Origin of the sequence: Xanthomonas populi, from assembly GCF_002940065.1 — a bacterium.
GTDB classification, from domain to species: Bacteria; Pseudomonadota; Gammaproteobacteria; order Xanthomonadales; family Xanthomonadaceae; genus Xanthomonas; species Xanthomonas populi.
In genome coordinates, this window is record NZ_MDEJ01000013.1 from 1 (window position 1) to 23,326 (window position 23,326).

The 23,326-nt window shown below is 64.6% G+C and carries 18 protein-coding genes, 1 tRNA gene, 2 other RNA genes and 2 pseudogenes; 12 read left to right on the forward strand and 11 right to left on the reverse strand.

Annotated features, from left to right (window positions below; all coding sequences use genetic code 11):
* Positions 1-78 precede the first annotated feature (78 nt).
* A pseudogene (locus XpopCFBP1817_RS03505) lies at positions 79-1,581 on the forward strand (EAL domain-containing protein); the annotation flags it as partial.
* A gap of 106 nt (positions 1,582-1,687) precedes the next feature.
* Here XpopCFBP1817_RS03505 and htpX read toward each other — a convergent pair.
* Positions 1,688-2,566 carry a protease HtpX gene (gene htpX / locus XpopCFBP1817_RS03510; protein ID WP_128416012.1) on the reverse strand — a complete coding sequence of 293 codons (879 nt, stop codon included), beginning with the start codon at positions 2,564-2,566 and terminating at the stop codon, positions 1,688-1,690.
* A 98-nt stretch (positions 2,567-2,664) separates the two neighbouring features.
* Here htpX and gluQRS point away from each other — a divergent pair, with 98 nt between their 5' ends.
* The 3 genes from gluQRS (at position 2,665) to phaR (ending at position 5,130) form a co-directional block, all read left to right on the forward strand.
* Positions 2,665-3,531 (forward strand): tRNA glutamyl-Q(34) synthetase GluQRS, encoded by an 867-nt coding sequence (gene gluQRS, locus XpopCFBP1817_RS03515; RefSeq protein ID WP_128416013.1) that lies wholly within the window; start codon positions 2,665-2,667, stop codon positions 3,529-3,531.
* A 118-nt stretch (positions 3,532-3,649) separates the two neighbouring features.
* On the forward strand, positions 3,650-4,390 hold the full coding sequence (gene phbB / locus XpopCFBP1817_RS03520; protein ID WP_128416014.1) for a beta-ketoacyl-ACP reductase: 741 nt from the start codon (positions 3,650-3,652) through the stop codon (positions 4,388-4,390).
* A gap of 158 nt (positions 4,391-4,548) precedes the next feature.
* Positions 4,549-5,130 (forward strand): polyhydroxyalkanoate synthesis repressor PhaR, encoded by a 582-nt coding sequence (phaR, locus tag XpopCFBP1817_RS03525; protein ID WP_128416046.1) that lies wholly within the window; start codon positions 4,549-4,551, stop codon positions 5,128-5,130.
* Positions 5,131-5,177: 47 nt separating this feature from the next.
* Here the strand turns inward: phaR and XpopCFBP1817_RS03530 are convergent, their stop codons facing one another.
* The 6 genes from XpopCFBP1817_RS03530 to XpopCFBP1817_RS03555 form a co-directional block, all read right to left on the reverse strand.
* On the reverse strand, positions 5,178-6,185 hold the full coding sequence (locus XpopCFBP1817_RS03530) for a TraB/GumN family protein (RefSeq protein ID WP_128416015.1): 1,008 nt from the start codon (positions 6,183-6,185) through the stop codon (positions 5,178-5,180).
* Between the two features lie 4 nt (positions 6,186-6,189).
* Positions 6,190-7,125 carry a DUF1684 domain-containing protein gene (locus XpopCFBP1817_RS03535; RefSeq protein WP_128416016.1) on the reverse strand — a complete coding sequence of 312 codons (936 nt, stop codon included), beginning with the start codon at positions 7,123-7,125 and terminating at the stop codon, positions 6,190-6,192.
* Positions 7,125-8,987, reverse strand: a complete 1,863-nt coding sequence (gene mutL, locus XpopCFBP1817_RS03540; protein ID WP_128416017.1) for a DNA mismatch repair endonuclease MutL — start codon at positions 8,985-8,987, stop codon at positions 7,125-7,127. The genes XpopCFBP1817_RS03535 and mutL overlap by 1 nt, the downstream gene beginning before the upstream one ends.
* A 136-nt stretch (positions 8,988-9,123) precedes the next feature.
* Positions 9,124-10,848 (reverse strand): N-acetylmuramoyl-L-alanine amidase, encoded by a 1,725-nt coding sequence (locus tag XpopCFBP1817_RS03545; RefSeq protein ID WP_128416018.1) that lies wholly within the window; start codon positions 10,846-10,848, stop codon positions 9,124-9,126.
* Positions 10,849-10,918: 70 nt separating this feature from the next.
* Complete coding sequence (gene tsaE / locus XpopCFBP1817_RS03550) at positions 10,919-11,419, reverse strand: tRNA (adenosine(37)-N6)-threonylcarbamoyltransferase complex ATPase subunit type 1 TsaE (protein WP_128416019.1); 501 nt, start codon at positions 11,417-11,419, stop codon at positions 10,919-10,921.
* The gene (locus tag XpopCFBP1817_RS03555) at positions 11,416-12,903 is read right to left on the reverse strand and encodes an NAD(P)H-hydrate dehydratase (RefSeq protein WP_128416020.1); all 1,488 of its coding nucleotides are present in this window, start codon (positions 12,901-12,903) and stop codon (positions 11,416-11,418) included. Before XpopCFBP1817_RS03555 ends, tsaE begins: the two co-directional genes overlap by 4 nt.
* A gap of 24 nt (positions 12,904-12,927) precedes the next feature.
* Between XpopCFBP1817_RS03555 and queG the strand changes: the two are divergent.
* Together queG and xseA are read left to right on the forward strand one after the other, a co-directional pair.
* A pseudogene (gene queG / locus XpopCFBP1817_RS03560) lies at positions 12,928-14,000 on the forward strand (tRNA epoxyqueuosine(34) reductase QueG).
* 54 nt (positions 14,001-14,054) lie between these two features.
* Positions 14,055-15,392 (forward strand): exodeoxyribonuclease VII large subunit, encoded by a 1,338-nt coding sequence (gene xseA / locus XpopCFBP1817_RS03565; RefSeq protein ID WP_128416021.1) that lies wholly within the window; start codon positions 14,055-14,057, stop codon positions 15,390-15,392.
* 4 nt (positions 15,393-15,396) lie between these two features.
* On the opposite strand, the gene XpopCFBP1817_RS03570 is transcribed toward xseA, so the two are convergent.
* The 3 genes from XpopCFBP1817_RS03570 to XpopCFBP1817_RS03580 form a co-directional block, all read right to left on the reverse strand.
* A non-coding RNA gene (locus tag XpopCFBP1817_RS03570) (sX9 sRNA) lies at positions 15,397-15,473 on the reverse strand.
* A gap of 299 nt (positions 15,474-15,772) precedes the next feature.
* Entirely contained in the window at positions 15,773-17,020 is a 1,248-nt protein-coding gene (locus XpopCFBP1817_RS03575) for a virulence factor family protein (RefSeq protein ID WP_128416022.1), read from the reverse strand.
* 106 nt (positions 17,021-17,126) lie between these two features.
* Positions 17,127-18,938 carry a formylglycine-generating enzyme family protein gene (locus XpopCFBP1817_RS03580; protein ID WP_244171046.1) on the reverse strand — a complete coding sequence of 604 codons (1,812 nt, stop codon included), beginning with the start codon at positions 18,936-18,938 and terminating at the stop codon, positions 17,127-17,129.
* A gap of 66 nt (positions 18,939-19,004) precedes the next feature.
* Between XpopCFBP1817_RS03580 and XpopCFBP1817_RS03585 the strand changes: the two genes are divergently transcribed.
* The 6 genes from XpopCFBP1817_RS03585 to XpopCFBP1817_RS03605 all read left to right on the forward strand — a co-directional run bounded on the left by XpopCFBP1817_RS03585 (position 19,005) and on the right by XpopCFBP1817_RS03605 (position 22,803).
* Positions 19,005-19,080, forward strand: a non-coding RNA gene (locus tag XpopCFBP1817_RS03585) — sX9 sRNA.
* Between the two features lie 150 nt (positions 19,081-19,230).
* Positions 19,231-20,325 carry a ribonuclease D gene (gene rnd / locus XpopCFBP1817_RS03590; RefSeq protein WP_128416024.1) on the forward strand — a complete coding sequence of 365 codons (1,095 nt, stop codon included), beginning with the start codon at positions 19,231-19,233 and terminating at the stop codon, positions 20,323-20,325.
* Positions 20,326-20,562: 237 nt separating this feature from the next.
* Positions 20,563-20,964 (forward strand): H-NS histone family protein, encoded by a 402-nt coding sequence (locus XpopCFBP1817_RS03595; protein ID WP_128416025.1) that lies wholly within the window; start codon positions 20,563-20,565, stop codon positions 20,962-20,964.
* 120 nt (positions 20,965-21,084) lie between these two features.
* Positions 21,085-21,160: transfer RNA gene (locus XpopCFBP1817_RS03600), tRNA-Ala, on the forward strand.
* Positions 21,161-21,319: 159 nt separating this feature from the next.
* Positions 21,320-21,496, forward strand: a complete 177-nt coding sequence (locus tag XpopCFBP1817_RS21785; protein WP_167393816.1) for a hypothetical protein — start codon at positions 21,320-21,322, stop codon at positions 21,494-21,496.
* Positions 21,497-21,717: 221 nt separating this feature from the next.
* Positions 21,718-22,803 carry a GGDEF domain-containing protein gene (locus XpopCFBP1817_RS03605; RefSeq protein WP_128416026.1) on the forward strand — a complete coding sequence of 362 codons (1,086 nt, stop codon included), beginning with the start codon at positions 21,718-21,720 and terminating at the stop codon, positions 22,801-22,803.
* A 10-nt stretch (positions 22,804-22,813) separates the two neighbouring features.
* Here the strand turns inward: XpopCFBP1817_RS03605 and XpopCFBP1817_RS03610 are convergent, their stop codons facing one another.
* A complete protein-coding gene (locus XpopCFBP1817_RS03610) occupies positions 22,814-23,323 on the reverse strand; it encodes a chemotaxis protein CheW (RefSeq protein ID WP_128416027.1) in 510 nt (169 codons plus the stop codon).
* Positions 23,324-23,326 lie beyond the last annotated feature (3 nt).

Below are 23,326 nucleotides of genomic sequence, written 5' to 3' on the forward strand. Positions count from 1 at the left end.
AGCTGATCATGTCTGTCGTTCTCCGCTGGCAGGGCGTCAAGTCAATGATGGCAGATTGATGGGGTTTTTAGAGGCTCCTTGGACATGATCGCAGCGCAGTACGTGGACGATTTCAAGCAATTGCTCAAGTCGTTGTCCAAGGGCGAGCCGCCACCGGCGCAGTACAAGGTCGACGCACGCCGACTGGGAGGCGACACCTTCCCGGCGACGATGGAATTCGCAACAGCCACGTATGAAGGCGAGCCGTGCATCCAGGTGGTGTTCCGGCGTCGCGAAGAGTTCGATCCGGAATTGGCGCGCGAAGTCGAAGGGCTGCGTCAACGCGATCAGGTCACCGGCCTGCTCAATCGGCCGACCTTCATGGTCGCGCTGGAACAAGCGGTGGCACAGGCTGGCCGCAGCGAGGGCCAGTCCGGCTTCCTGTTGATCGAGCCGGATCACTACGCGCGTCTGCTCCCGGAAATCGGCCTGGATTCGGCCGATGCCTTGATCGCCGCCTTGGCCGCGCACGTGGCCAGCATGCTGGATGACAGCGTGGTCGCCGCCCGTTTCGGCGAGCACAGTTTTGCCTTGTTGATGGACGGCAATTACGCGCGCACCCATGCCCTTGCAGAAACGGTGCGCGATGCGTTTGCGCAGCATGTCTTCAGCATCGGTGCGCGCTCGGCCACGGTGACGGTGAGCATTGGCGGCGTGCAGATTGGCGAAAAGATTGCCAGCATCGGCCAGGTACTCAATCGCGGCACCGAGGCGGTGCGCACCACCGCCGAGATCGGCGGCAATGCGGTCAGCATCTATGACCCGGCGGCGTCCGATCGAGCCGAAGAAGAACGCATCGAACGCTGGCTGGAACAGCTGCGCGAAGCACTGGTCGGCGATGGCTTCCTGCTGCATTACCAGCCGGTGCTCAACCTGCAGGGCGAGCCGCTGGAGCTGTATCAGGCCTTCCTGCGCCTGGAACGCAATGGCGAGATGATGTCGCCGAACGCGTTTATCGCCATCGCCGAAGAGCACGACCTGATTACCGAGATCGATCGCTGGGTGGTGGCCCGCGCGATTCGCCAGCTCGGCGAGCGCCAGCGGGCCGGACACAAGACGCATCTATTGGTGCGCATTGGCCCGAACTCGTTCTCCGACCCGCAGATGATCGAAACCATCCGCGAGCAGTTGGCGGTGTACAGCGTACCGGGTGAGCGGTTGTGGCTGCAGACGCCGGAATCGAAGGTGTTTACGCACCTGCGCAATGCCCAGCAGTTTCTGGCATCGGTGTCGGCAATGGGCTGCAAGATCGGGCTGGAACAATTCGGCTCGGGCCTGGATTCGTTTCAGTTGCTGGCGCATTTCCAGCCAGCCTTTCTCAAGTTGGATCGCGGCATCACCGGCGATGTCGCATCTGCGCGTGAAAGTCAGGAGAAGATCCGTGAGATCACCTCGCGCGCGCAACCGGCCGGCATTCTCACCGTGGCCGAATTCGTGGCCGATGCGCAGTCGATGAGCAGCTTCTTCGGCGCAGGTGTGGATTATGTTCAAGGCGACTTCGTCGCACCGACCGGTCCGTTGATGAATTACGAATTCGGTTGATGTCTTGGCTGGCATCGCGTCCGATGCCAGAGCGATTTACACAACAAAAAACCCGCATCACGCGGGTTTTTTGTTGGCAAGCAATCATCAAACCCACAGCATGGTCTTACATCGCAGCGCCGTTACTCGCACGCAGCGCGGCGATGCGCTCGGTCAGCGGCGGGTGGCTCAGGAACAGACGGCGCAAGCCATCGCCAACCCCACCGGAAATACCGAACGCCTGCACCTGCGAAGGAAAGGTGTTCTGGCCGTGATTAAGTGACAGGCGCTCCAGCGCGGCGATCATCTTGCTGTGCCCGGCCAGCTGCGCACCACCGTCGTCGGCACGGAACTCGCGACGACGCGAAAACCACATCGCGATCATGGTGGCGAACAAGCCGAACACCATCTCCAGCGCGAACACGATGATGTAGTACGCAAAGCCGCGACCACCTTCGCGATTGTTGGAGATGGCACCGTCGATGACACCACCGACCACCCGCGCCAGAACGATCACGAAGGTATTGAGCACGCCTTGCAGCAGCGCCATGGTCACCATATCGCCGTTGGCCACGTGCGAGATTTCGTGGCCCAGCACTGCTTCGGCCTCGTCCTGGCTCATGTTCTGCAACAGGCCGCTAGACACCGCCACCAACGCATTATTGCGATTGGCGCCAGTCGCGAAGGCGTTGATTTCCGGGCCGTCGTAGATCGCCACTTCCGGCATACCGATGCCGGCCGCCTGGGCCTGACGGCGCACGGTTTGCAGCAGCCAACGCTCGGTCGGGGTGCGCGGTTCGGTGATCACGTGGGCGCCGGTGCTGCGCTTGGCCATGAACTTGGACAGCAGCAAGGAAACGAGCGACCCGCCAAAGCCGAACACAGCCGCCATCACCAGCAAGCCGCTCATCTGCGCGGGATTGACGCCCAGCACCGACATCACGATGCCAGCCAGCATCAGCACCGCAAAATTGGTCAGCAGAAACAGAAAAATGCGGTTGAACATGGCGCGATGACTCCACACATGTGGTAATGAACAGCAGCGGATTTGCGGCCGCCTGCGCTTGAAATCAAGCAAGCATCTCACCGACGATTCAGTTGCCCATGTCATCGCCCACCTACCGCGGCCGCTTCGCGCCCTCCCCCACCGGCCCCCTGCACTTCGGCTCCCTGCTGGCGGCATTCGGCAGCTGGCTGCTCGCGCGGCATTCCGGCGGCGAGTGGTGCGTGCGTATCGAAGACATCGACCCGCCGCGCGCCGAGCCGGGCGCCACTGAACGCCAGTTGCGCACGCTGTCCGCATTCGGGCTGAGCTCGGACCTGCCGGTGCTGTATCAGTCCGATCGCGACGCGCAGTACACCGCCGCTCTGATCACGTTGCTGGACGCCGGGCTGGCCTTCGAATGCAGCTGCAGCCGCGCCGATCTTGCGGACACGGGCGGCATCCACCACGCCTGTGTGGCGCCGCTGAGTGCACGCCGCGCGGTGCGCCTGCGGGTGCCGCCGCAGCCGCCGGTCGGCTTCGACGACGCGTTGCAGGGGCGCGTGGTGCAGGACGTGTATGCCGATGTGGGCGATGTGGTGCTGCGCCGTGCCGACGGCTATTGGGCTTACCAACTGGCGGTGGTGGTAGACGATGCCGCGCAAGCCATTACCGATGTGGTGCGCGGCGCGGATCTGCTCGACTCCACCCCACGCCAGCTGCTGCTGCAGCGCGCCCTGGGACTGCCGCAGCCGCGCCATCTGCACTTGCCGCTGATCCTGGATGGCGACGGCCGCAAGCTGTCCAAGTCGCAGCATGCGCCCGCGCTAGAGGACGCCGACCCGCTACCGGCCCTGCACGCCGCGTGGGCCGCACTAGGGCAGAACGCGGCAGCATTGCCGCGTCATGCTGTCGTCGACACGCTGCTGCAACATGCCGTGCAGCATTTTTCGCCCCAACTCCTGCCCCGCCACCACATCCGAACGTGACCGGACGCGCATCACAGCGCGTGCGTGACTAGAATTGCGACCCAGCACCGGCAACCGGGCGCGGCGCGACTGCCGGCATCCCGATTGCCTCCAGCCCCATCTGTTGATTGGAGTCGTCATGACATCTCGCGTCGCATTGATCACCGGCGGCACTGGCGGCATCGGCACCGCCATCTGCAAGCGCCTGGCCGACCAGGGGCACCGGGTCGCCAGCAATTTCCGCAATGCCGAAAAAGCCCGCGCATGGCAGCAGCGCATGCAGGCACTGGGCTACGAATTGGCTCTGTTTCGCGGCGATGTGGCCTCCTCCGAGCATGCGCGCGCCTTGGTCGAAGAAGTCGAAGCGTCGCTGGGGCCGATCGAAATACTGGTCAACAACGCCGGCATCACCCGCGATACCACCTTCCACCGCATGACTGCCGAGCAGTGGCACGAGGTGATCAATACCAACCTCAATTCGGTCTTCAACGTCACCCGCCCGGTGATTGAAGGCATGCGCAAACGCGGCTGGGGTCGGGTGATTCAGATCAGTTCCATCAATGGATTGAAGGGCCAGTACGGGCAGGCCAACTACGCCGCCGCCAAGGCCGGCATGCACGGCTTCACCATCTCGCTGGCGCGCGAAAACGCGGCATTCGGGGTGACCGTGAACACCGTCTCACCAGGCTACGTGGCCACCGACATGGTGATGGCGGTGCCGGAAGAGGTGCGTGCCAAGATCGTCGCCGACATCCCCTCCGGGCGGCTGGGTCGCCCGGAAGAAATTGCCTATGCAGTGGCATTTCTGGTTGCAGAAGAGGCTGCCTGGATCACCGGATCCAACCTGGATATCAATGGCGGACATCACATGGGCTGGTAGCGTTTGCTGCAACTTCGCGCTGCAGCATGAAATTTCTTTAAAGATCATGCTGCGCACCATTTTTTTGGTGTGTACTTAAGAAAATAAGGCATTTTGCTGTTGCAAGCGCTGTTGCGGTGCGCCATCCTGCGTGCATTATCGTTGTGAGTGAACGTTCCATGGCCGGACTTCGCATCATCAAGAAGTATCCAAATCGCCGTCTTTACGACACGGAAATTTCCAGCTACATCACCATCGAGGATGTGCGTCAGCTCATCATCGACGGCGAAGAATTCGAAGTGCGCGACGCCAAGAGCGGCGAAGACCTCAGTCGCGCTGTGTTGTTGCAGATCATTGCCGACCGCGAACAGGACGGCGAGCCGATGCTCTCCACCCAGTTGCTGAGTCAGATCATCCGTTTTTACGGCGACTCGCTGCAGGGCTTCATGGGCAATTACCTGGAGCGCAGCATGCAGGTGTTTCTGGATCAGCAGCAGCAGTTCCGCCAGCAGATGGGCAACCTGCTTGGGCAGACCCCGTGGGCGATGATGAACCAGCTGACCGAGCGCAACCTGGAGTTGTGGCAGGAATTCCAGCGCAATTTTGGCGCCGGCTTCGGTCGTCCAGGCGGCCCTGGTACGCAGCCGACACCGCCGGGCTCCTCTGGCATAGGCAGCGGCCCGATGGGCACCGGCACGCATAAGGGAACCGGTACACACAGCACTGCCGGTAACACCGGCAAGGCCCGCAATCGCGGGTGAAAGACGACTGCTGCGCTGAAGCGTGACACGCTCCCGGCGCAGCCAGATCAGCGACCTGCCTGCTCCTTGCAGGCCGAGCAGATCCGCTGCACGCGGTAGCCACGTGCACGCAGACGCTCTACCACGCCATCGCTACCCAACAGATGCAGCGTACCGACCACCGCCAGCGTGGTTCCGCTGCCTTTGACGAGCCGCTGTTCCAGAAGCGGTACCCAACGCGCATTGCGCTCGACGTTGATGTCCTGGTACAGCGCCGGGTATTGCCGGCGCATGTCTTCGGCCATTTGCGTGGATAGCGTGCGCATATCGCCGTTTCGCCAGGCGGTGTGCAGCTGACGCACCTGATCGGTGGCCTCAGCCTCGTCCAGCGACTCTTCCAGCAACTGGTGCTGCTCGGTGGGCGACATGCCATCGAGCAGGGCGATCTGTTGTTCGGCGCGTTCCAGGCCATCGGCCGGCTTGCCCTTGGCCTGCGCCTGTTCCATCAGGTAATGATCCAGACCTGCGTTCGGGTCCATGCCTTGCCGGCTCATCTCGGCCAGGCTGATCGTCAAGGCGACAAACCAGGGTTCGAGTGGCTGGAGGGTGTCGAGCGACATGCCGTATTTGCGCGCGTAGGCGCTCAATGCCTGCCAGGTCTTTGCATCGAGCGCGTCCTGCAACCGGCGCCCGTCGGTGCGCCGCGCCGCCTGGAGCATGCGGCCTGCCAGCTCCGGCGATCGCGCATCGGAGGGCGGTAGTTCGAACACTAGCCGGTCGGCCTTGGCGAAGGCCTGCAGTACATCCGGAGACAGCGGGTAATCGCTGGGCTTGAGCACATGGAAGGAACCGAGCAGATACAGCGTGCCGCCCTTGCCATCGACCTTCCACAACAACGGCACCGGTGGGCCGCCCGGGGTCTGGCTGACGCTCCGTGCCCACGCGGGTGCACGCGCGCCGCTCCCGCTCCACAGCGCCAGGCCGAGCGCTGCGCAGACACACCATCGGGCGAATGTCGTACGCCTGCGCGCGCGCGCCGCACTGACCGCAACGCGCAATCTCGATATCGGCTTCATCATGTCAGTGCGGCACTTTGTAGGTTTTCTCGCCGGCAGACACGGCCAGGTCTATCCGGTTTTCCGGCGGCGGCAATGGGCAGGTCGCAAAGGGGGTAAATGCGCATGGCGGGTTGTAGGCGCGATTGAAATCAATCACCACGTGGGCGCTCGCATCGGGTACATCAATGTCTAGAAAACGCCCCGCCGGATAACTGCCATGTCCGCTGGTGCGGTCGGCGAACACCACCAACATCGGCCGCCCCGGTTCGCCGATGGTCTCCAATCGATACGGCTTGCCGGAGCGCTCGAATTCCAGCGCTCCGGCGTTCGGCTGCTCGCTGCTGATGCCGACGATATCCACGATGGGAATGGTCTTGCCCACATCGTTGGGCACATAGCGCGCGGTGATGCGCCAGGACAGATCGACCGGCCAATAATCCAAGCCGGCGAATCCGCTGCGCGATGCGGCGTCGGCATGCTTGACCCGCAGTGCATTGCGGTCACCGCGATGGATCAGGCTCAATACGCCCTTGCCGTCATCGAAATGGATGAAGGTCGGCTGCGGGTCGCGATCGGACTGGAAGCGGATCCTGCCGGTCAGCGGTTTGCCATCGACGTTAAGCCCTGCGCCGCGCTCGGGCACCCACCAGACCGCATCGCCCTCGGTGGAGACCATGCCCATCTTGGGTGGCCCCACTGCCAGCCTGATGCTGCTGCCGGCGCTGCTACCGATGTAATGCGCTTTCAGCGACAGCCAGTGCAGGCCGACCAGGCTGGTCCAGCCATCGGGCGCACGCAGTTCCTTCAGGCGGGCTTCGCGCCAGGCGGCGTTGTCGGCCGTAAAGGTATTGTCGAGCGCGACCGGCGCGGCTGGCGGCGGCGCGTCTTTCCCGCAGCCGGCCAGCGACATGATCACCAGCATGCCGAGCCAGCGCCTTTCCTTCCGCAACACCGCCATCAAAGCCCCCTGAGAAACCAACGATCGATTTCGCCCAGCGTAAACCGAGCCCAGGTCGGTCGGCCATGGTTGCATTGGCCCGAGCGTTCGGTGGCTTCCATATCGCGCAGCAGCGCGTTCATTTCAGGCACGGTGAGGCGCCGATTCGCGCGCACTGCACCGTGGCAGGCCATGGTCGACAGCAGCTCGTCGCGCGCAGTGGCGATGCGGCGGCTCTGACCGTGTTGGCGCAGGTCGCCGAGGACATCGCGCAACAGCGCTTCCGGTTCGGCATTGGCAAGCAGCGCGGGAATACTGCGCACATGCAGCGACTGCGGGCCGGCACGGGTGATCTCGAACCCCAGGCTGGCCAGCGTGTCGGCCTCGCGCTCGGCGGTGTCGGCCTCGCGCTCGCCCACCGACAGCGTCATCGGCACCAACAGCGGCTGCGCGTGCAAACCGATACTGTCGTGCGCGTTCTTGAGCCGTTCGTAACCGATGCGTTCATGCGCGGCGTGCATGTCCACCACGATCAAGCCTTCGGCGTTTTCGGCCAGGATGTAGATGCCGTGCAATTGCGCGACTGCATAACCGAGCGGCGGCACACCGCTGTCTTGCGACGTGGCCGGCAGGCCGGTGCCGGAGAAGGTCTGCGTTGCCCCGGACTGCTGCTGTGCGCTGCCAGACGACGGCGTGTACAGCGCGCTGTACGCCGCACGCGCTTCATCCACGCGCAAGCCCAAGGGTGTCTGCGACGGGCTCCAGTTGCCGTAACCGGTGCCGCCACCACTGCTGGCTGCGCCGCCGTCGTTTGGGGCGTTGACCATCCCGCTTGGCGCTACGCTAGCGTCAGCGATGCCTTCCGTACCGATGCTGTTGGGTATCGCGCCGGCACGCGTGTGGGCCAGCGCGTCCTGCAAGGTACGGTAGACGAAGTCGTGGATCAGCCGCACCTCGCGGAAGCGCACCTCGTGCTTGGCCGGATGCACGTTGACGTCCACCCGCGCCGGGTCCAGTTCCAGAAACAGCACATAGGCCGGCTGACGGCCATGGAACAGTACATCGCCATAAGCCGTCTTCACTGCATGCGCCACGCTGCGATCGCGTACCGAACGGCTATTGACGTAAAGATACTGCTGGTCGCTACTGGCACGCGAGTAATGCGGCTGCGCGACCCAGCCATGCAGACGCAGACCGGCGCCACTGTGATCCACGCGCAAGGCCTGCCGGGCGAAATCCTCGCCCAAGGTTTCGCCAAGACGCGCATCCGAATACAGATCGCCCGGCTTGTAGCGACGCGACGGCTTGCCGTTGTGCGAGACGCGCAACTCCACATCCGGCCGCGCCAACGCCAGCGAGCGCAGCCACTCTTCGATATGCCCAAGCTCGGTGCGCTCGGCACGCAGAAATTTGCGCCGCGCCGGGACGTTGTAGAACAGCTCGCGCACTTCCACCGTGGTGCCCAGCGTATGCGCACGCGGCGTCACTTCGCCCAGACGCCCGCCTTCGATTTCCAACGCGGAGCCGTGTTGGGCGTCGTGGCGGCGCGAGACCAGAGTGAAGCGGCTGACCGAGGCGATCGACGGCAAGGCTTCACCGCGAAAACCGAGCGTGACCACGGTTTCCAGATCGTCCAACGAGGCGATCTTGCTGGTGGCATGCCGCGACACTGCCAGCGGCAGTTCGTCCGGTGCGATGCCGCCGCCGTTGTCGCGGATACGGATCAAGCGCACGCCGCCCTCTTCGAGTTCGATATCCACGCGGGTGGCGCCGGCATCGAGCGCGTTTTCGACCAATTCCTTGACCACCGACGCTGGCCGCTCGACGACTTCGCCGGCGGCAATCTGGTTGATCAGGATCTCGGGAAGCTGACGAATCGCCATCAGCGCGCGCGTCCCTGTTGGGAGCGGGAAACACGATGCATCAAGCGGGTGACAGGCAAGACAGACGTCGGCACGGCAATCCGGCGGCGCGTGGCGCCGTCATCAAGGAATCAGTGCGGAATGATAGCCGAGCGGGTCAGCGGCTGCCGCCGGCCACGGTGCCGGCTCCGGCATCGGCTTCGGCCTGCGCACGCGCCGCGAACAGGGTGCCCGGCGGCGGCTGGCGGGTGAAGAAGGTATCGATGCCATCCAGCACCGCCGAAGCGATCTTGCGCTGGTAGGCAGGATCAATCAAACGACGCTCTTCATCCGGATTGGAGATAAAAGCGGTTTCCACCAGCATCGCCGGCATGTCCGAGGTCCGCAGCACGGCGAAATTGGCGCGTTCCAGGAACGGCTTGTGATTGTTGCCGATCCGCTTGAGGCCACCGAGCACATGCCCGGCGGCATCTTCGGAGGCTTTCATGTGGCCGCTTTGCGCCAGGTCCAGCAACACGTTGGCGAGCGTGCTTTCGGTCTGCTGCAAGCGCACGCCACCGACCAGATCGGCGGCATTTTCCTTGTCGGCTAGCCAGCGCGCGCGCTGCGAGGAGGCGCCCTTGGTGGACAGCACATAGACAGATGAGCCAGTCGCGCTGCGGTTTTCTGCGGCGTCGGCATGGATCGAAATGAAGATATCGGCTTTTGCAGCGCGCGCTTTTTGCGCACGCATCGGCAGCGGAATGAACACGTCGGTATCGCGGGTCATGTACGCCTTCATGCCGGGCGTGGCGTTGATCTGGCGGGCCAATTCGCGCCCGACGGCCAAGGTCACGTCTTTTTCGCGCTTGCCGGTCGGGCCCATGGCGCCCGGATCCTGGCCGCCATGGCCGGGATCGATCGCCACGATCAGCGGCCGCATACCCGGCGCCATCTTGATCCGCGATGCTTCGCTGGGCAGTACCGGGCGCGGCGGGATGTCGTCATTGTCTGTTGCCGCAACGGTTCCGGACGCCGCGTTCGGCACGGCTGCAGCGTTGTTGCCGGACACAGCGCCTATTGGCGCGTTGCCACCGTTCAAGATCGCAGCTGGCGATGCGGCATTACCCGCCATCGCCGCGCCGGCCGGAGCATTTGCGGTAGTGACCGTGACGCGATTGGGAGTGTTGTCAACGGAACTTGCTGGCACAGCCGTGCTGGTCGTCACCGTGGTCGTGGCAACGCCCGGACGCGGTGTCGGCACGCCCGTGGCGACCGTAGTTGGCACGGGTGCCGTCGGGACGGTGGGCATGGCCGACGCAGGCACGTAAGGCGCTGGTGCTGGCGGCGGCGTGGAGGAAGCGCGCTGCGTGGAGGCAGCCAAGGCTGCGGTTGCACGCGCTGCTTCAGCCTGTGCGTTCACCGGCTGCATGATCACCGGGCGCGGCAGCGGCATTGCTGCGGGCGCTGTCGTCGTGGTGACGGCAGTGACCGCAGCCGGCGTTGGATCGCCCGGCCACTCGATCACCAATGTCGAGGCACTGTCCAACGTCTGCATCTGCGGCTTGAGCGGCGTGACCGGCGTCGCCAACTCGAACACCACCCGGAACGTGCCCGGCACTGGCTGCCCGGTGCGCACAGAGGTCACCAGACCGGCAGCGCCCGGCAGCTTGAGACCGCGTACGCCCGACGAATCGGGGAAATCCACGACCAAACGGTTGGGGTTAGCCAGCGATAGTGTTTTGAAGCCACCGCTGCCGGCGAGCTGAATTTCAGCGCGCGTGCCGGTCGCGCCTGTGCTGACGCCGACGCTCTTGATTTCGCCGGCCCACGCAGCGAAAACCGCCAGGCTCACGCTGGCGGTCAGGACGGAAACACAGAACTGGCGGAACCCCGGTGTCATGGGGCTGGATTCAATCACCCAATAGTGTTAATTGCAAGGTGATTTCCCTTAATAATCCACAACCTGGCGTTCATTCTTCTTGTGAGCTAGCAAATAAGTGCTGCAACTGAGCCTGCTGTGCCAATTGCCTCAGCCAGCCGCGCCCGGTTTCGCTGCGGCCCAGCAGCCGGATGCTGCGGCCCACACCTTCGACAGCCAGTTCCACATCCAGATCGACTGGTGGCAGAGCGCCTGCGCCGCGTTCGGGCCATTCAATCAGCCACAGGCTTGCGCTGCCCTCGTCGAGCCCGAGGAAGTCCAGTTCACCCGCATGCCCGATGCGATACAGATCCAGATGCCAGGCCTCGTCGCCGGTGCTGAGGCGATAGCGCTCGACCAAGGTGTAAGTGGGGCTACGGATTGGCCCGGTGACGCCCAGTGCGCGCAACAGAGCGCGTGCCAATGTGGATTTGCCAGCCCCCAGATCGCCGTGCAGTTGCACCACCGCGCTCGCAGGCCGGGTGGCCGCCAGTGCCTGGCCCAGTGTTTCTGTGGCCTGGGCGTCTGCCAATTGTCCGCTCAGTTCACTCATGCAATGGCTCCTGCGTTGGCGAGGCGGCGCAGTTCGGGCAGCAGATCGGTCGGCAGCAGGCCGCGCTCGCCAGCGCGTGCGGCCGCATCGCCGGCACAGGCATGCAACACGGCGCCCAGGCTGGCGGCATCGAAGAGCGACCAGCCCTGCGCCAGCAAGGCGGCGATCACACCGGTCAGCAGATCGCCCATACCACCGACCGCCATGCCCGGATTGCCGGCGTCGATAATGCGTGGCACAGCATGCGGTGCGGCGATCACGCTACCGGCGCCCTTGAGCACCACAACGGCGTCGAAGCGCTTGGCCAAGGCGTCTGCGGCGGCCAGACGGTCGCGCTGGACGTGGGCGGTGGACAGACCAAGCAGGCGGCCTGCCTCGCCGGGATGCGGGGTCAGCACATGCGGGCCGCGGCTCGGCACTGCGTTGGCAGCCAGCAGATTCAGGCCATCGGCATCGATGACGACCGCAGTGTCAGAGGCCAACGCCGCATGCCACAACGCCTGCGCCCAGGCGTCCTGACCCAAGCCTGGCCCCAGTGCGACCACGTCGGCCGCAGCAGCCAATGCGACGATGTCGTCGTCGGCCTGCACCGCGCGCACCATCGCCTCCGGGCAGCGCGCGAGCAGCGGCGCCACATGCGCGGCGCGGGTGACGACCTGCACCAACCCTGCCCCGCTGCGCAATGCCGCTTCGGCCGTCAGCATGATCGCGCCACCGCTGCCCACATTGCCGCCAACACACAGCACGCGCCCGGATTCGCCCTTGTGCGTGTTGCGTCGACGCGGGCGCAACTGCGCGGCCAAGGCGTCGATGTCCCAACCATGCGCGGCCGGCACCAGCCCATCGAACGCGGCATCCGGCACCTCCAGCGCGGCGATTGCGCGCTCACCGGCATGCTCCAACGCATCGCCGGTATAGAGCCCGACATGCGCCACGATGAACTGCAAGGTGGCGTTCGCATGCACTGCCGCGCCGAAGGCCACGCCGTGATCGGCATCGATCCCGCTTGGCACATCCAGCGCCAAGACCGGCACGTTGGCCACGTTGATGGCCTCGATCAACGCGGTGGTGTCAGCATCCGGCGCGCGGTTGAGGCCGATGCCGAACAGCGCATCGACGATCACATCGGCCTGCGCCAGCGGAGACGGAAACACGTCGATCGCCCCACCCACGGCCAGATAATCGGTGCAGGCGCGCTGCGCCAGCGCCGAGGCCGGGCCGTGCTCGGGCAGATGCACCACCCGCACAGCACGCCCGGCCCGCTGTGCCAGGCGCGCCAGCACATAGCCATCGCCCCCGTTGTTGCCCGTGCCGCAGACCACCACGATGCGGCGCGCATGTGGCCAGCGCGCCAGCACGTAGTGCCAGGCGGCCTGCCCTGCGCGTTGCATCAGGAGGTAGCCATCGCCACCCAGCAGCATGGTGGCCTGTGCATCCAGCCTGCGCGCGGCGGCGGTGTTGTAAAGATCGAGCGGTGCATACATGCCGGGAATTCTATACTTGTCGCCATGTCTGCCGCCCTCGCCCGCCCCGATCCCACCGACGCTGCCGCGCGCATCCGTGCGCTTGCACGCGAGGCCGGCTTTCAACGTTGCGGTATCACCGGCATCGAGCTGGGCGAAGACGAGGCGCATCTGCGCAGCTGGCTGGAAGAAGGCCTGTACGGGACCATGCATTGGATGGCCCAGCACGGCGACAAGCGTTCGCGCCCGCAGGAGCTGGTGCCCGGCACCTTGCGCGTGTTGTCGGTGGCCATGGACTACGGCCGCAAAGACGACACCTAAGCCTGGAACACCTTGCACGACGGTCGCCGCGCCTATGTGGCGCGCTATGCGCTGGGGCGCGACTACCACAAGCTGATGCGCAACCGGCTGCAGAAACTGGCCGAGCGTATCCAGGGCGAAGTCGGCGCATCCGGCTATCGCGTGTTCGTCGATTCCGCACCGGTGCTGGAGCGCGCATTGGCGCGCAACGCCGGGCTGGGCTGGGCTGGATCGGCAAACACAGCTACCTGATCGACCGCAAAGGCGGTTCATGGTTCTTTTTGGGCGAAATCTACCTTGATCTGCCACTGCCCATCGACACCCCGGCCACCGCGCATTGCGGCACCTGCACGCGCTGCATCGACATCTGCCCGACCCAGGCCATCATCGCGCCGCACAGGCTAGACGCACGCCGCTGCATCGCCTATCTCACCATCGAACACGATGGGACGATTCCCGAACAGATGCGCAAGCCGATCGGCAACCGCATCTTCGGCTGCGACGACTGCCAGCTGATCTGTCCCTGGAACAAGTTCGCCCAACGCACCGACGAAGCTGATTTTCGCGCCCGCAACGAGCTGGATGTGGCGACGTTGCCGCAGCTGTTTGCCTGGAACCAAGACGAGTTCCTACGCCGCACCGAAGGCAGCCCGATCCGCCGCAGCGGCCACCAACGCTGGTTGCGCAATATCGCGCTGGGGCTGGGCAATGCGCCTGGCACGCCGGAGGTGTTGGCGGCATTGCAAGCGCGTCGCAACGACGATTCGGAGCTGGTGCGCGAGCACGTGGGTTGGGCGCTGGCGCAACACGGCCTGTGAGTTTTCGCCTGATGTGCTCACGCATGCGCGTCGCCGCTGCAGGATAATGCGGCGATGGCCGACCGCAACGAACAGATCCTCACCCCCAGCCAACTCAACACGCTGGCGCGCGACCTGCTGGAAGGCAGCTTCCCGCTGGTCTGGGTGGAAGCAGAGCTGAGCAGTGTCACCCGCCCGTCCTCGGGCCATCTGTATTTCACGCTCAAGGACGCCCGCGCGCAGATCCGTTGCGCGATGTTCAAGCCCAAGAGCACCTGGCTGAAGTTCCAGCCGCGCGAAGGCTTGCGCGTGCTCGCGCGCGGACGTCTCACCCTGTACGAAGCACGCGGCGACTACCAGCTGGTGCTCGACCACATGGAAGAAGCCGGCGAAGGCGCCTTGCGCCGCGCCTTCGACGAGCTACGCGCGTGCCTGGCCGCCGAAGGCCTGTTCGATGCCGAGCGCAAGCAGCCGTTGCCCGCGCATGTGCGGCGTTTGGCGGTGATCACCTCACCCAGCGGTGCGGCGGTACGCGATGTCCTCAGCGTCTTGGCGCGCCGCTTTCCGCTACTGGAAGTGGACTTGCTGCCCTCACTGGTGCAAGGCGACAGCGCCGCTGCGCAGATCACCTCGTTGCTGCAGCGTGCAGACGCCTCCGGGCGCTACGACGTCATTCTGATCACCCGTGGCGGCGGCTCGCTGGAAGATCTGTGGGCCTTCAACGACGAGCGTCTGGCACGCGCGATTGCCGCCGCGCAGACACCGGTGGTGTCGGCGGTTGGCCACGAGACCGACTTCAGCCTCAGCGATTTCGTCGCCGACGTGCGTGCGCCCACGCCATCGGTGGCCGCCGAATTGCTGGTGCCCGATCAACGCGAGCTGGTCGCCCGCGTGCGGCGCGCGCACGCCCTAATTGCCCAACTGCAACAGCACGCGCTGGGCAATGCGATGCACCGTGCCGACCGGCTTGCATTGCGGCTGCGTGCGCACCGCCCGCAGGCACGACTGCAACTGCTGCACCGCCGCCAGGAAGATGCCGGCCGCCAGTTGCGGGCGCGCATGACCCAGTTGCTGGAGCGGCTGCAGGCGCGCGTGCAACGTGGCCAGGCGCGCCTACACGCGCACAACCCGCAACGCGATCTGGCCAACTTGCAGCAGCGCCTGCAGGCGCTGCATCCGCAGGCGGCCATGCAGCGACGTTTGCAACACGATCAACGACGTCTGCGCGGTCTGGCACGTTCTCTGGAAGCGGTCAGCCCGCTCGCCACGGTGGCGCGCGGCTACGCCATCGTGACCCGCCCAACCGATGGCAGCGTGGTGCGTAGCGCCCGCGAGGTGACTCCCGGCGAGCACCTGCGTGCGCAGCTGGCAGATGGCAGCATCGAGGTGCGCGTCCAGTCCAATGACGGATAAGAGCGGCTAACAAAACGTAGCGAGCAGTCGTCAGGTGGGTGCGGACGGCGCGCTCAGAACCGGAGTGTACGAGTGGTACATGCCGATTCCGAGCACCGGCCGCGCCCGCCTAGCGGCTGCGCAGTAGTTTTGTTAGCCGCTCTAAGTCAAGCCGCTAAAGAAGCGCCGTAGGCGGAAGCGAGAAACTGTGTGTACGTCATCGCAATAACACATCGGAATCCAGCCGGTATGCAGGCAGCTTCGGTTCGGATTCCAGGTACCAACCGCAAACGGCGATTCGGCTTTCGGCTCGCCGACTGAAAGGAGAGACAATGAGCGAGGGGCTTGTCATCAGCTCAGAACCGTTCCACTGCCGTCCTTCAACGATCAGTCGCCGCCCCTCAACCACGACCGTGCGTCTGCGCCGCATGCTGCCAGCCCTGCAGCAGCAATCCGGCCAGCACCGCAGGGTCGTGATCGAAGTGATGCCCGCCCGGACGCGCAATTACCTCGACGCCGCGTGCGCGCAACTCAGGGCACAGCGTGTCTTTTTCCTGATCGCCGTAGATACATTGCAGACGATGCGCGTCCAGCGACTGGATCGCAGGCTCCACATCGCGCTCGGCATCGTTATGCCACCCCAGCCAGCCGCCGACGCGCACCTTGAAATCAGCCTGGTGGCCAAGCCCAAGCAGGCTGACGAATTGCACGGATGCGCGCTGCTGCGGCGACAGTTCCGGATACGCAAACGGCAACACATCGGCACCGAATGAGTAGCCCAACAAGGCGACGTGGTGGATATGCCAGCGCTGCCGATAGGTCGCGATCACACGATCCAGATCCGCCCCGACCTGCTGCGGCGTGCGGCTGCCCAAGAAGTAGCGCAGGCTGTTCCAGCCCACCACCGACACGCCCTGCTGCTGTAACTGCGCAGCGATACCTTTGTCCAGTTCGCGCCAGCCACCATCGCCGGACAGCATCACCACCAAGCGGTCGCTGCCAGGCGCCGGCAATTCCACCAAAGGCAGATCGCCCACGCCTTGCGCCTGCGCTGCCTGAAAATGGCCAAAAGTGGCAGCGGCAATCTGCATCGGGTTGGCCTCGTCGACCAGATCGTCCAGGAAACCCTGATTGGCGTCGGGCACATCACGTGAGCAGGCCAGGCCGACATCGCTGGTGCCGCCATCGGCGACGACCGCGCCACCCAGCACGTCCGGCGCCGCAGACGCCATCGCCTGGCGTGCCAGCACCGCGCCATCCCCCTGTCCCACCAGCACCGGTGGCAGGAATGCATCCACGTGCTCGGCGCGCAGCAACTTCTTGCCCAGCCGCTCGGCATCGTCGGCCAACGAACTGGAGGCGGCGCGGTGGGACCGCACACGTTCGCGGTAACTGGCGGTATCGATCAGCGCGACCAACGCGCCGTCGTTGCTCAGCATCTCGGCAAGCCGCTGGCCGTCCTCGGGATGGCCGCTGTCGGGCAACACCACCACCATTGCCTTGGGCGTGCCCTCGGGACGCACTACTTCGACCGAGCTGTAATGCCCGGCTGTGTTTCCATCCCGCAGATGACGCGCTACGGCGTAGCCACTGCCGCCGATCAGCAACCCCGCGATCGCCCAGCGAAACACATTGATCCCCCAGCTCATCGCAGCAATCCTCAAGAAGCGCTAACGCTTCGACCGCACGTGCCGCGAGCGGTTCCGTACTGTCCCGGGGAATGTTCGCTGCGGTTAAGCCGGTACGCCGTGCCGGTCAAATACCACGCGCCAGGCGAAAGCCGATCCGCGCGCTGGTGCTATCCGAATCCTGCGACTGCCGCCAGGCCGCACGTGTCTGCTGCGGCGAATTGGCCCAGCTGCCGCCGCGGATCATGCGCTGCCGGCAACCGGGGTTGAACCATGCGGCACCGTCGGCCGGCGCGCGGCGGTAGCTGGCATGCCAGCAGTCGGCCACCCATTCGCTCAGGTTGCCGCCCATGTCGTGCAAGCCCCAGGCATTGGCGCGAAAACTGCCCACCGGCGCCGGCCCCCAGAAGCCGTCGCCATAGCCGACAAAGCCATTGTTCCAGTGCCGGCCGCTGCGCGAGACATCGTTGCCGCCGGTGACGTTGCCCGCATCCAGCGGCGGTGAACCTGCATTGCCCCATGGATAACGCCCGGTGGTGCCTGCACGCACCGCGTATTCGAACTCGGCTTCGCTGGGCACGTGGTAGTGGCGGCCGGTCTGTTCCGACAACCAGCTCGCATAGGCTTCGGCGTCGCGAATACTGACGTGCATCAACGGGCTATTGGGCGCAGCCTGCGCACCGTTGTAGTCCGACTGCCAATCCACCCCGCTGCGGCGGATGAAGTTGCCGCTGCGCTCGTCGTACACCACCGAGTGCCCACGCCGGGTGGCGCGTGGCCGTGCGCCGGTGGCCTTGATGAATTGACGAAACTCGGCGACGGTCACTTCAGTGATCGACAGTGCAAAGCCACGCGCGAAGCGCACGTAATGCGCGGGGCGCTCATTGTCCGACGCCCCCGGCTCGGCGTCGCCTGCGCCCATCTGGAACGCACCATGGGGCACCACGATCATCTGCGGCCCGCGCCCGCCGACCTTGAGCCCATCGGTGAACACCTGCCCGGGGCGAAAACTGCCGTAATGGGTGGCCAGTTCCAGACGACGACGCAGATCGCCGGCCACCGCATCGCCCGGGTCGGCGATGCGCAACACTTCGGCCAATTTTTCGCCCGCCGGCTTGAGCCCACGCGGCGAATTAAGATCGTGCAGAGCGGCATCGTGCAACGCTGTGATCTGTGCGTGGCGCATACGCTCCGCACGCGCCCGTGCATCAGCGATGGTCGGCGCGCGTTCGCGCACCTGCCCCGCTATCTGCAACCAGTAACGCGTACCGATGAAGTCGCTTGCCTGAGCAGCCTGCTCGGCGCGTGCCAGCAAGCCGCTTTCCACTGCCGCAAGCCCCTGGCGCGTGCGTGGGTTGTCGGGTTCCAGCCGGGCCGCATCGCGAAAATTCACCAGCGCGCCATTGCCGTCTTCGCCCAGCCGTCCACCGCGCAGATCTTCTTCGCCGGCACGATTGAAGCCAAATACGCGCTGCGCGGTTTCAACCGCACGCTGCAGCGCGCGCACCTTGGGATCCTGCGGGGCCAGTGCCAGGGCCACGATGGCCAGCTCACGCGCCTGTTCGAGCGCACTGTCCTGGCCGTCGGTCTGTTCGATCAGCGCCTCGCCATGCTCGATCAACCGGCGACGCGCCTGCTCCAGCCCGCGACGGCTGGCGGCATCCTTGCCGTCGGCACGTTGCTGGATCGCCAGATACAACGGAATTGCATCGTCGCCGTCGCGAAACAACCGATCTTCCTGCAAGGCCTGGTCGGCACGCTTGCGCGCCTGCGCCAGGGTCTCATCGCCAAGGTCTACTGACGGTGGTTGCCATTGCGCTACGGTCTCGGCGGATTCTTCACCACCGATCGAAACATTCGGTTTGCTCGGGGCTGCGGTGGCCGCTGGCTGCGGCGTGGAAGCGGGCGCTGGCGTCGGTGCACGCGAACAGGCGCACATGCCAAAAACAGCTGACAGAACGACAGCGCAGCCGCCAGGCAGGCGCGGCCGGTGCTCGGAATTGCCATGTACCACTTGTACACTCCGGTTCCTGCGCGCCGTCCGCACCCAACTGACAACTGCTCGCAACGTTTTGTCAGCCGCTCTTCGCGCGACCAGTTCCCACGCTGCCATCCGGTTACCGCACTCACCCACCACCTGCTCCTTCCAGTGCTCTGCCGCACGACAGGCGATCGCGACGTTAGGCTATTCTGCGCGTTCTGCGCAAACCCTCGCTGTCGACGGAAATCACTTGCCCCACTGGATCACCCACCCCTCCGAGCTGACTGACCGCCTGCATGCAGCGCGTCCGTCCCGCATTGGCCTGGACACAGAATTCATTCGCGAACGCAGCTACTGGCCGCAACTGGCGCTGGTGCAGATGGCCATCGGCGAGGAGACGCTGCTGATCGACCCGCTGATCCCTGGCATGAACGCGGCGCTCGGGCAGTGGTTGACCGCCACCGATATCGTCAAGGTGATGCATAGCGCCAGCGAAGATCTGGTCACCTTCAAATGCGCGTGCGGGGTGTTGCCGCGGCCGTTGTTCGACACCCAGATCGCTGCTGCGCTGGCCGGTGTGGGCGGTGGCATTGGCTATCAGAAGCTGGTGCAGGAAGTCACTGGCACCTTGCTGACCAAAAGCGAGACGCGCTCGGACTGGATGCGCCGTCCGCTGTCGCCGGCACAGCTGGAATACGCCGCCAACGATGTGCGTTATCTGTTCGCAATCCATGACGAACTCACCAGCCGCTTGACCGAGCAGGATCGCCTGGGTTGGCTAGCCGAAGATGCCGAGCGCCTGCTCGCCACGGTGGAGCACGACGATGGCGAGCGTTGGCCGCATGTGAGCCTGCGCGCCGCGCAATTCCTTGAGCCTGCAGCGCAGCGTCGACTGTTGCGGCTGCTGCGCTGGCGCGATCTGCAAGCGCGTCAGAGCGACCGACCGCGCAGTTGGATCCTGGACAACGAACTGGCCAGTCAGCTGGCGCGTTTTCCACCCGACGATCTAGATGCCTTGCTGCGCCAGTTCGACAAATTCCCCAAGGCACCGCGCAAGCTCGCGGCCGCACTATGGGAAGCGCTCAACACATCGTTGCCGGACGAGGACCACGCGCCGCTGGCGCAGGCCGCCACCGACGGCAACAAGGCCGTGCTCAAGCGGCTGCAGGACGCGGTGGCGCAGCGCAGCCGCGAACTGGGCCTGCCGGACGGCATCCTGGCCTCGAGGCGGCACCTGGAAACCCTGATCGAACAACACAGCTGGCCTGCACCGCTCGGCCAATGGCGCCGCGAGGTGCTGGAAGCGCAAGTGATGCCTCTGCTGGATGAGGCAACCGCGCAGTGATCGCAATCACAGCACTGCCCCGCTGCTGTATCGTGACGGCCGGGTTTGCTGCACAGGCAGACGCTGGACAGCAGCTGTAACGCCCCCGCAGAAAACGGCCGCGCAGCCCCCGTGGCACGGCTGTTTCAGAGCGTGTGCGAGCCCCGGTCACGCAACGGCCACCCCCGGGCCGCATGCCATAATGACGCGCGCCCTGTGGCGGCGTCTCCACTACTTTTATTCCGAGGCTATACGTCTGTGAGCAATACCACTTCGAAACTGGATTCCATCGCACAAGCCAAAGCCAAGCTGCTGGACGAACTGCACAAGCTGGAAGAACAGGAGAAAACCGAGCGCGCGAGCGAGGCATCCTCTGCGCATGCCACCATCGTCTCGCTGCTCGAGCAATTCGCTGGTCACTTCAACACCAAGCAGCGCAACGATATTGCCGGGTACCTGGGCACCAGCGCCACACGTAAGGAAGTGGTGAAGAGCGGCCGTAGCGAAGTCAAGCCGAAGTACGAACTGCCGCACACCGGCGAGACCTGGTCTGGCCGTGGCCGCACCCCCAAGGCCTTCGCTGCATGGGAAGGCTCGGTGTTGTACAAGGAATGGAAGGCCAAGAACCCGGACCTCAAGTTCCCGTTGATCGGCGAGTGATCGCAGCGCTTGGTTGAATTCGAACCGCATCCCTTCAGATCGCATCCTTGAGCGTGCGGCCTGCCGCCGCCGGCCGGCCCTTGGCGAACCGAGCGGCATTTGGTTAGAATCCAGGCGCGTGGGGCGGTAGCTCAGCTGGGAGAGCGTCGCGTTCGCATCGCGAAGGTCGAGGGTTCGATCCCCTTCCGCTCCACCACTGCATGAATCGGAAGAGCCTCGAAAACTGTGTGTTTTAGGGGCTCTTCTGTTTTGGGCGCAGCTGTAGCTGACATCAGTGCGACAACGGAACCATGCCGCCGGGATCACACCGGGCGCGCTAACGTCCGTATTACTCCATACAGCGGACGCAAGCGCCATGAGCAATCAGCAAAAACAGCCCGATCACGTCGTCGACAATCAGCACGGCGTCGCCGAGAGCCAGCAGGACCGCAAGCAGGATGAGGCCGCCAAGCAGCGTCCGGGGCAGAAGGATCAGCAGATTCACGACGAACAGACCCGCAGGCCCAAAGGAAACGCGGGTCAAGGCGAGTGACCTACTGAGCGCACTGGACGCCGGATTCGGTGCTGCGCAGAATGGAATCGCCAGCGCTTACGGTGCGTGGCCAATGTGGCAAGATTCGAGCATGGGTTCGCCGCCAGGGTGGTCGACGCGCCAGCTCCAACCGTCGGGCAATGGGTCGGTTGTATCGGTTATTGCCTGACTCGTCCATTTCTCTCATCGCCTGACGGCGCACTGTTACGGTGGTCCTTAGCATGCAGAATCCCGACGCGCCCGGGTTGAGCCTGATACAGGCGACACTGTTGCCCGGCGGCATCAACGCTACATTTGGCGCGCGCAAGCCGGCCAATGAAGACGATCGCCTGGCCGCACTGCACGACTACCAGATGTTGGATACCGCGCCAGAGCCAAGCTACGACGAATTCACTTCGATCGCTGCGGCAGTGTGCCGGACGCCGATGGCGCTGATTTCCCTGATCGACACGCAACGCCAGTGGTTCAAATCCAGGATCGGCATGCAGCCGAGTGAGACGCCGCGCGACCTGTCGTTCTGCGCGCACGCCATTCTCGAACCCGATCAGGTGATGGAAGTGGGCGACACCCATCTGGACGCGCGCTTTGTCGACAATGCGCTGGTCACCGGCGAGCCGCAGATACGCTTCTATGCAGGCGCCCCGCTACTGACTTCCGACGGTATTGCGCTGGGTACGCTGTGCGTCTTGGATCGCATACCGCGGCGCCTGTCGGTGGCCGAATGCAACGCGCTGAAGGCGCTTGCGCGGCAGGTCGTCAATACCATCGAGTTGCGTCACGCAGCCAGGCTGGTCGAGCTGGACGCGCTACGCGACGCACTCACCGGCTTATGGAATCGCGCCGGTCTGGAGAGCGCAGTGCACGCGCTTGCAGACGCGCCGAGTGCTTCGTATAAGCAATCGCTCGGCTTTTTGCTGATCGATCTGGATGGCTTCAAGCGGCAAAAATTGCAGGCCGGCGCGGATGCAGCGGATGCAACACTGGTCCAGGCCGCCAGAATTATCGCAGCACAGCTGTCGCCCACCGCCAGTGTCGCGCGGTTGAATTCGGATCAGCTGTGTGTGGCGTTACCGTCGACGTCGGCGCAGGTCGCTGCGGAAACCGCCGAACGGATCCGCACGGCAATCGAAGCGGCCACCTGGCTCACTGCCCCGTTGACGATCAGCATCGGGCTGGTCGCGACGTCTGACGGCGATCTGCACGACACCAACGCCTTGCTGGCGCGTGCGCGGCATGCACTGCAGATCGCAATGCGCAGTGGGCGCAATCGCGTGCATCGCTTTGCCGGTTGGTACCCGCAGGACTGATTGATCGCGCTCAGGCAACCAATGCGTCGGTATTACCCGCAATCTCGTCGACGTGCAGCACCTGTTCCATTGCCAGCAACACCACGAAACGCTCGCCCACCTTGCCCATGCCGCGCAGCAGATCGTGGCGGATATGCGTGCCGAACGAAGGCGCCGCTTCGATGTTCTGATCGGCCAGTTCGATCACCGCGTTGACTGCATCGACCAATACCCCGATCACCTGCGGTCCCTGCGCCTGCACGGTGGCCAGAATCACGATGCAGCTGCGCTTGCCGATTGCGCTGTCGGCACGCCCCAACCGCGATTGCAGATCCACCACCGGTACCACTGCGCCACGCAGATTGATCACCCCGCGCACGCAGGCCGGCATCGACGGCACCGGTGTCGGCGTGCGGTACTGGATGATTTCGCGAATGCCAAGAATGCTGATGGCAAACGTTTCGCCGTCCAGTTGGAAGGTCAGATACTGGGCCGCCGCATCAGCGTCGCCAGGCATCACATCGTCGGTCTGTGCAGTCATTGA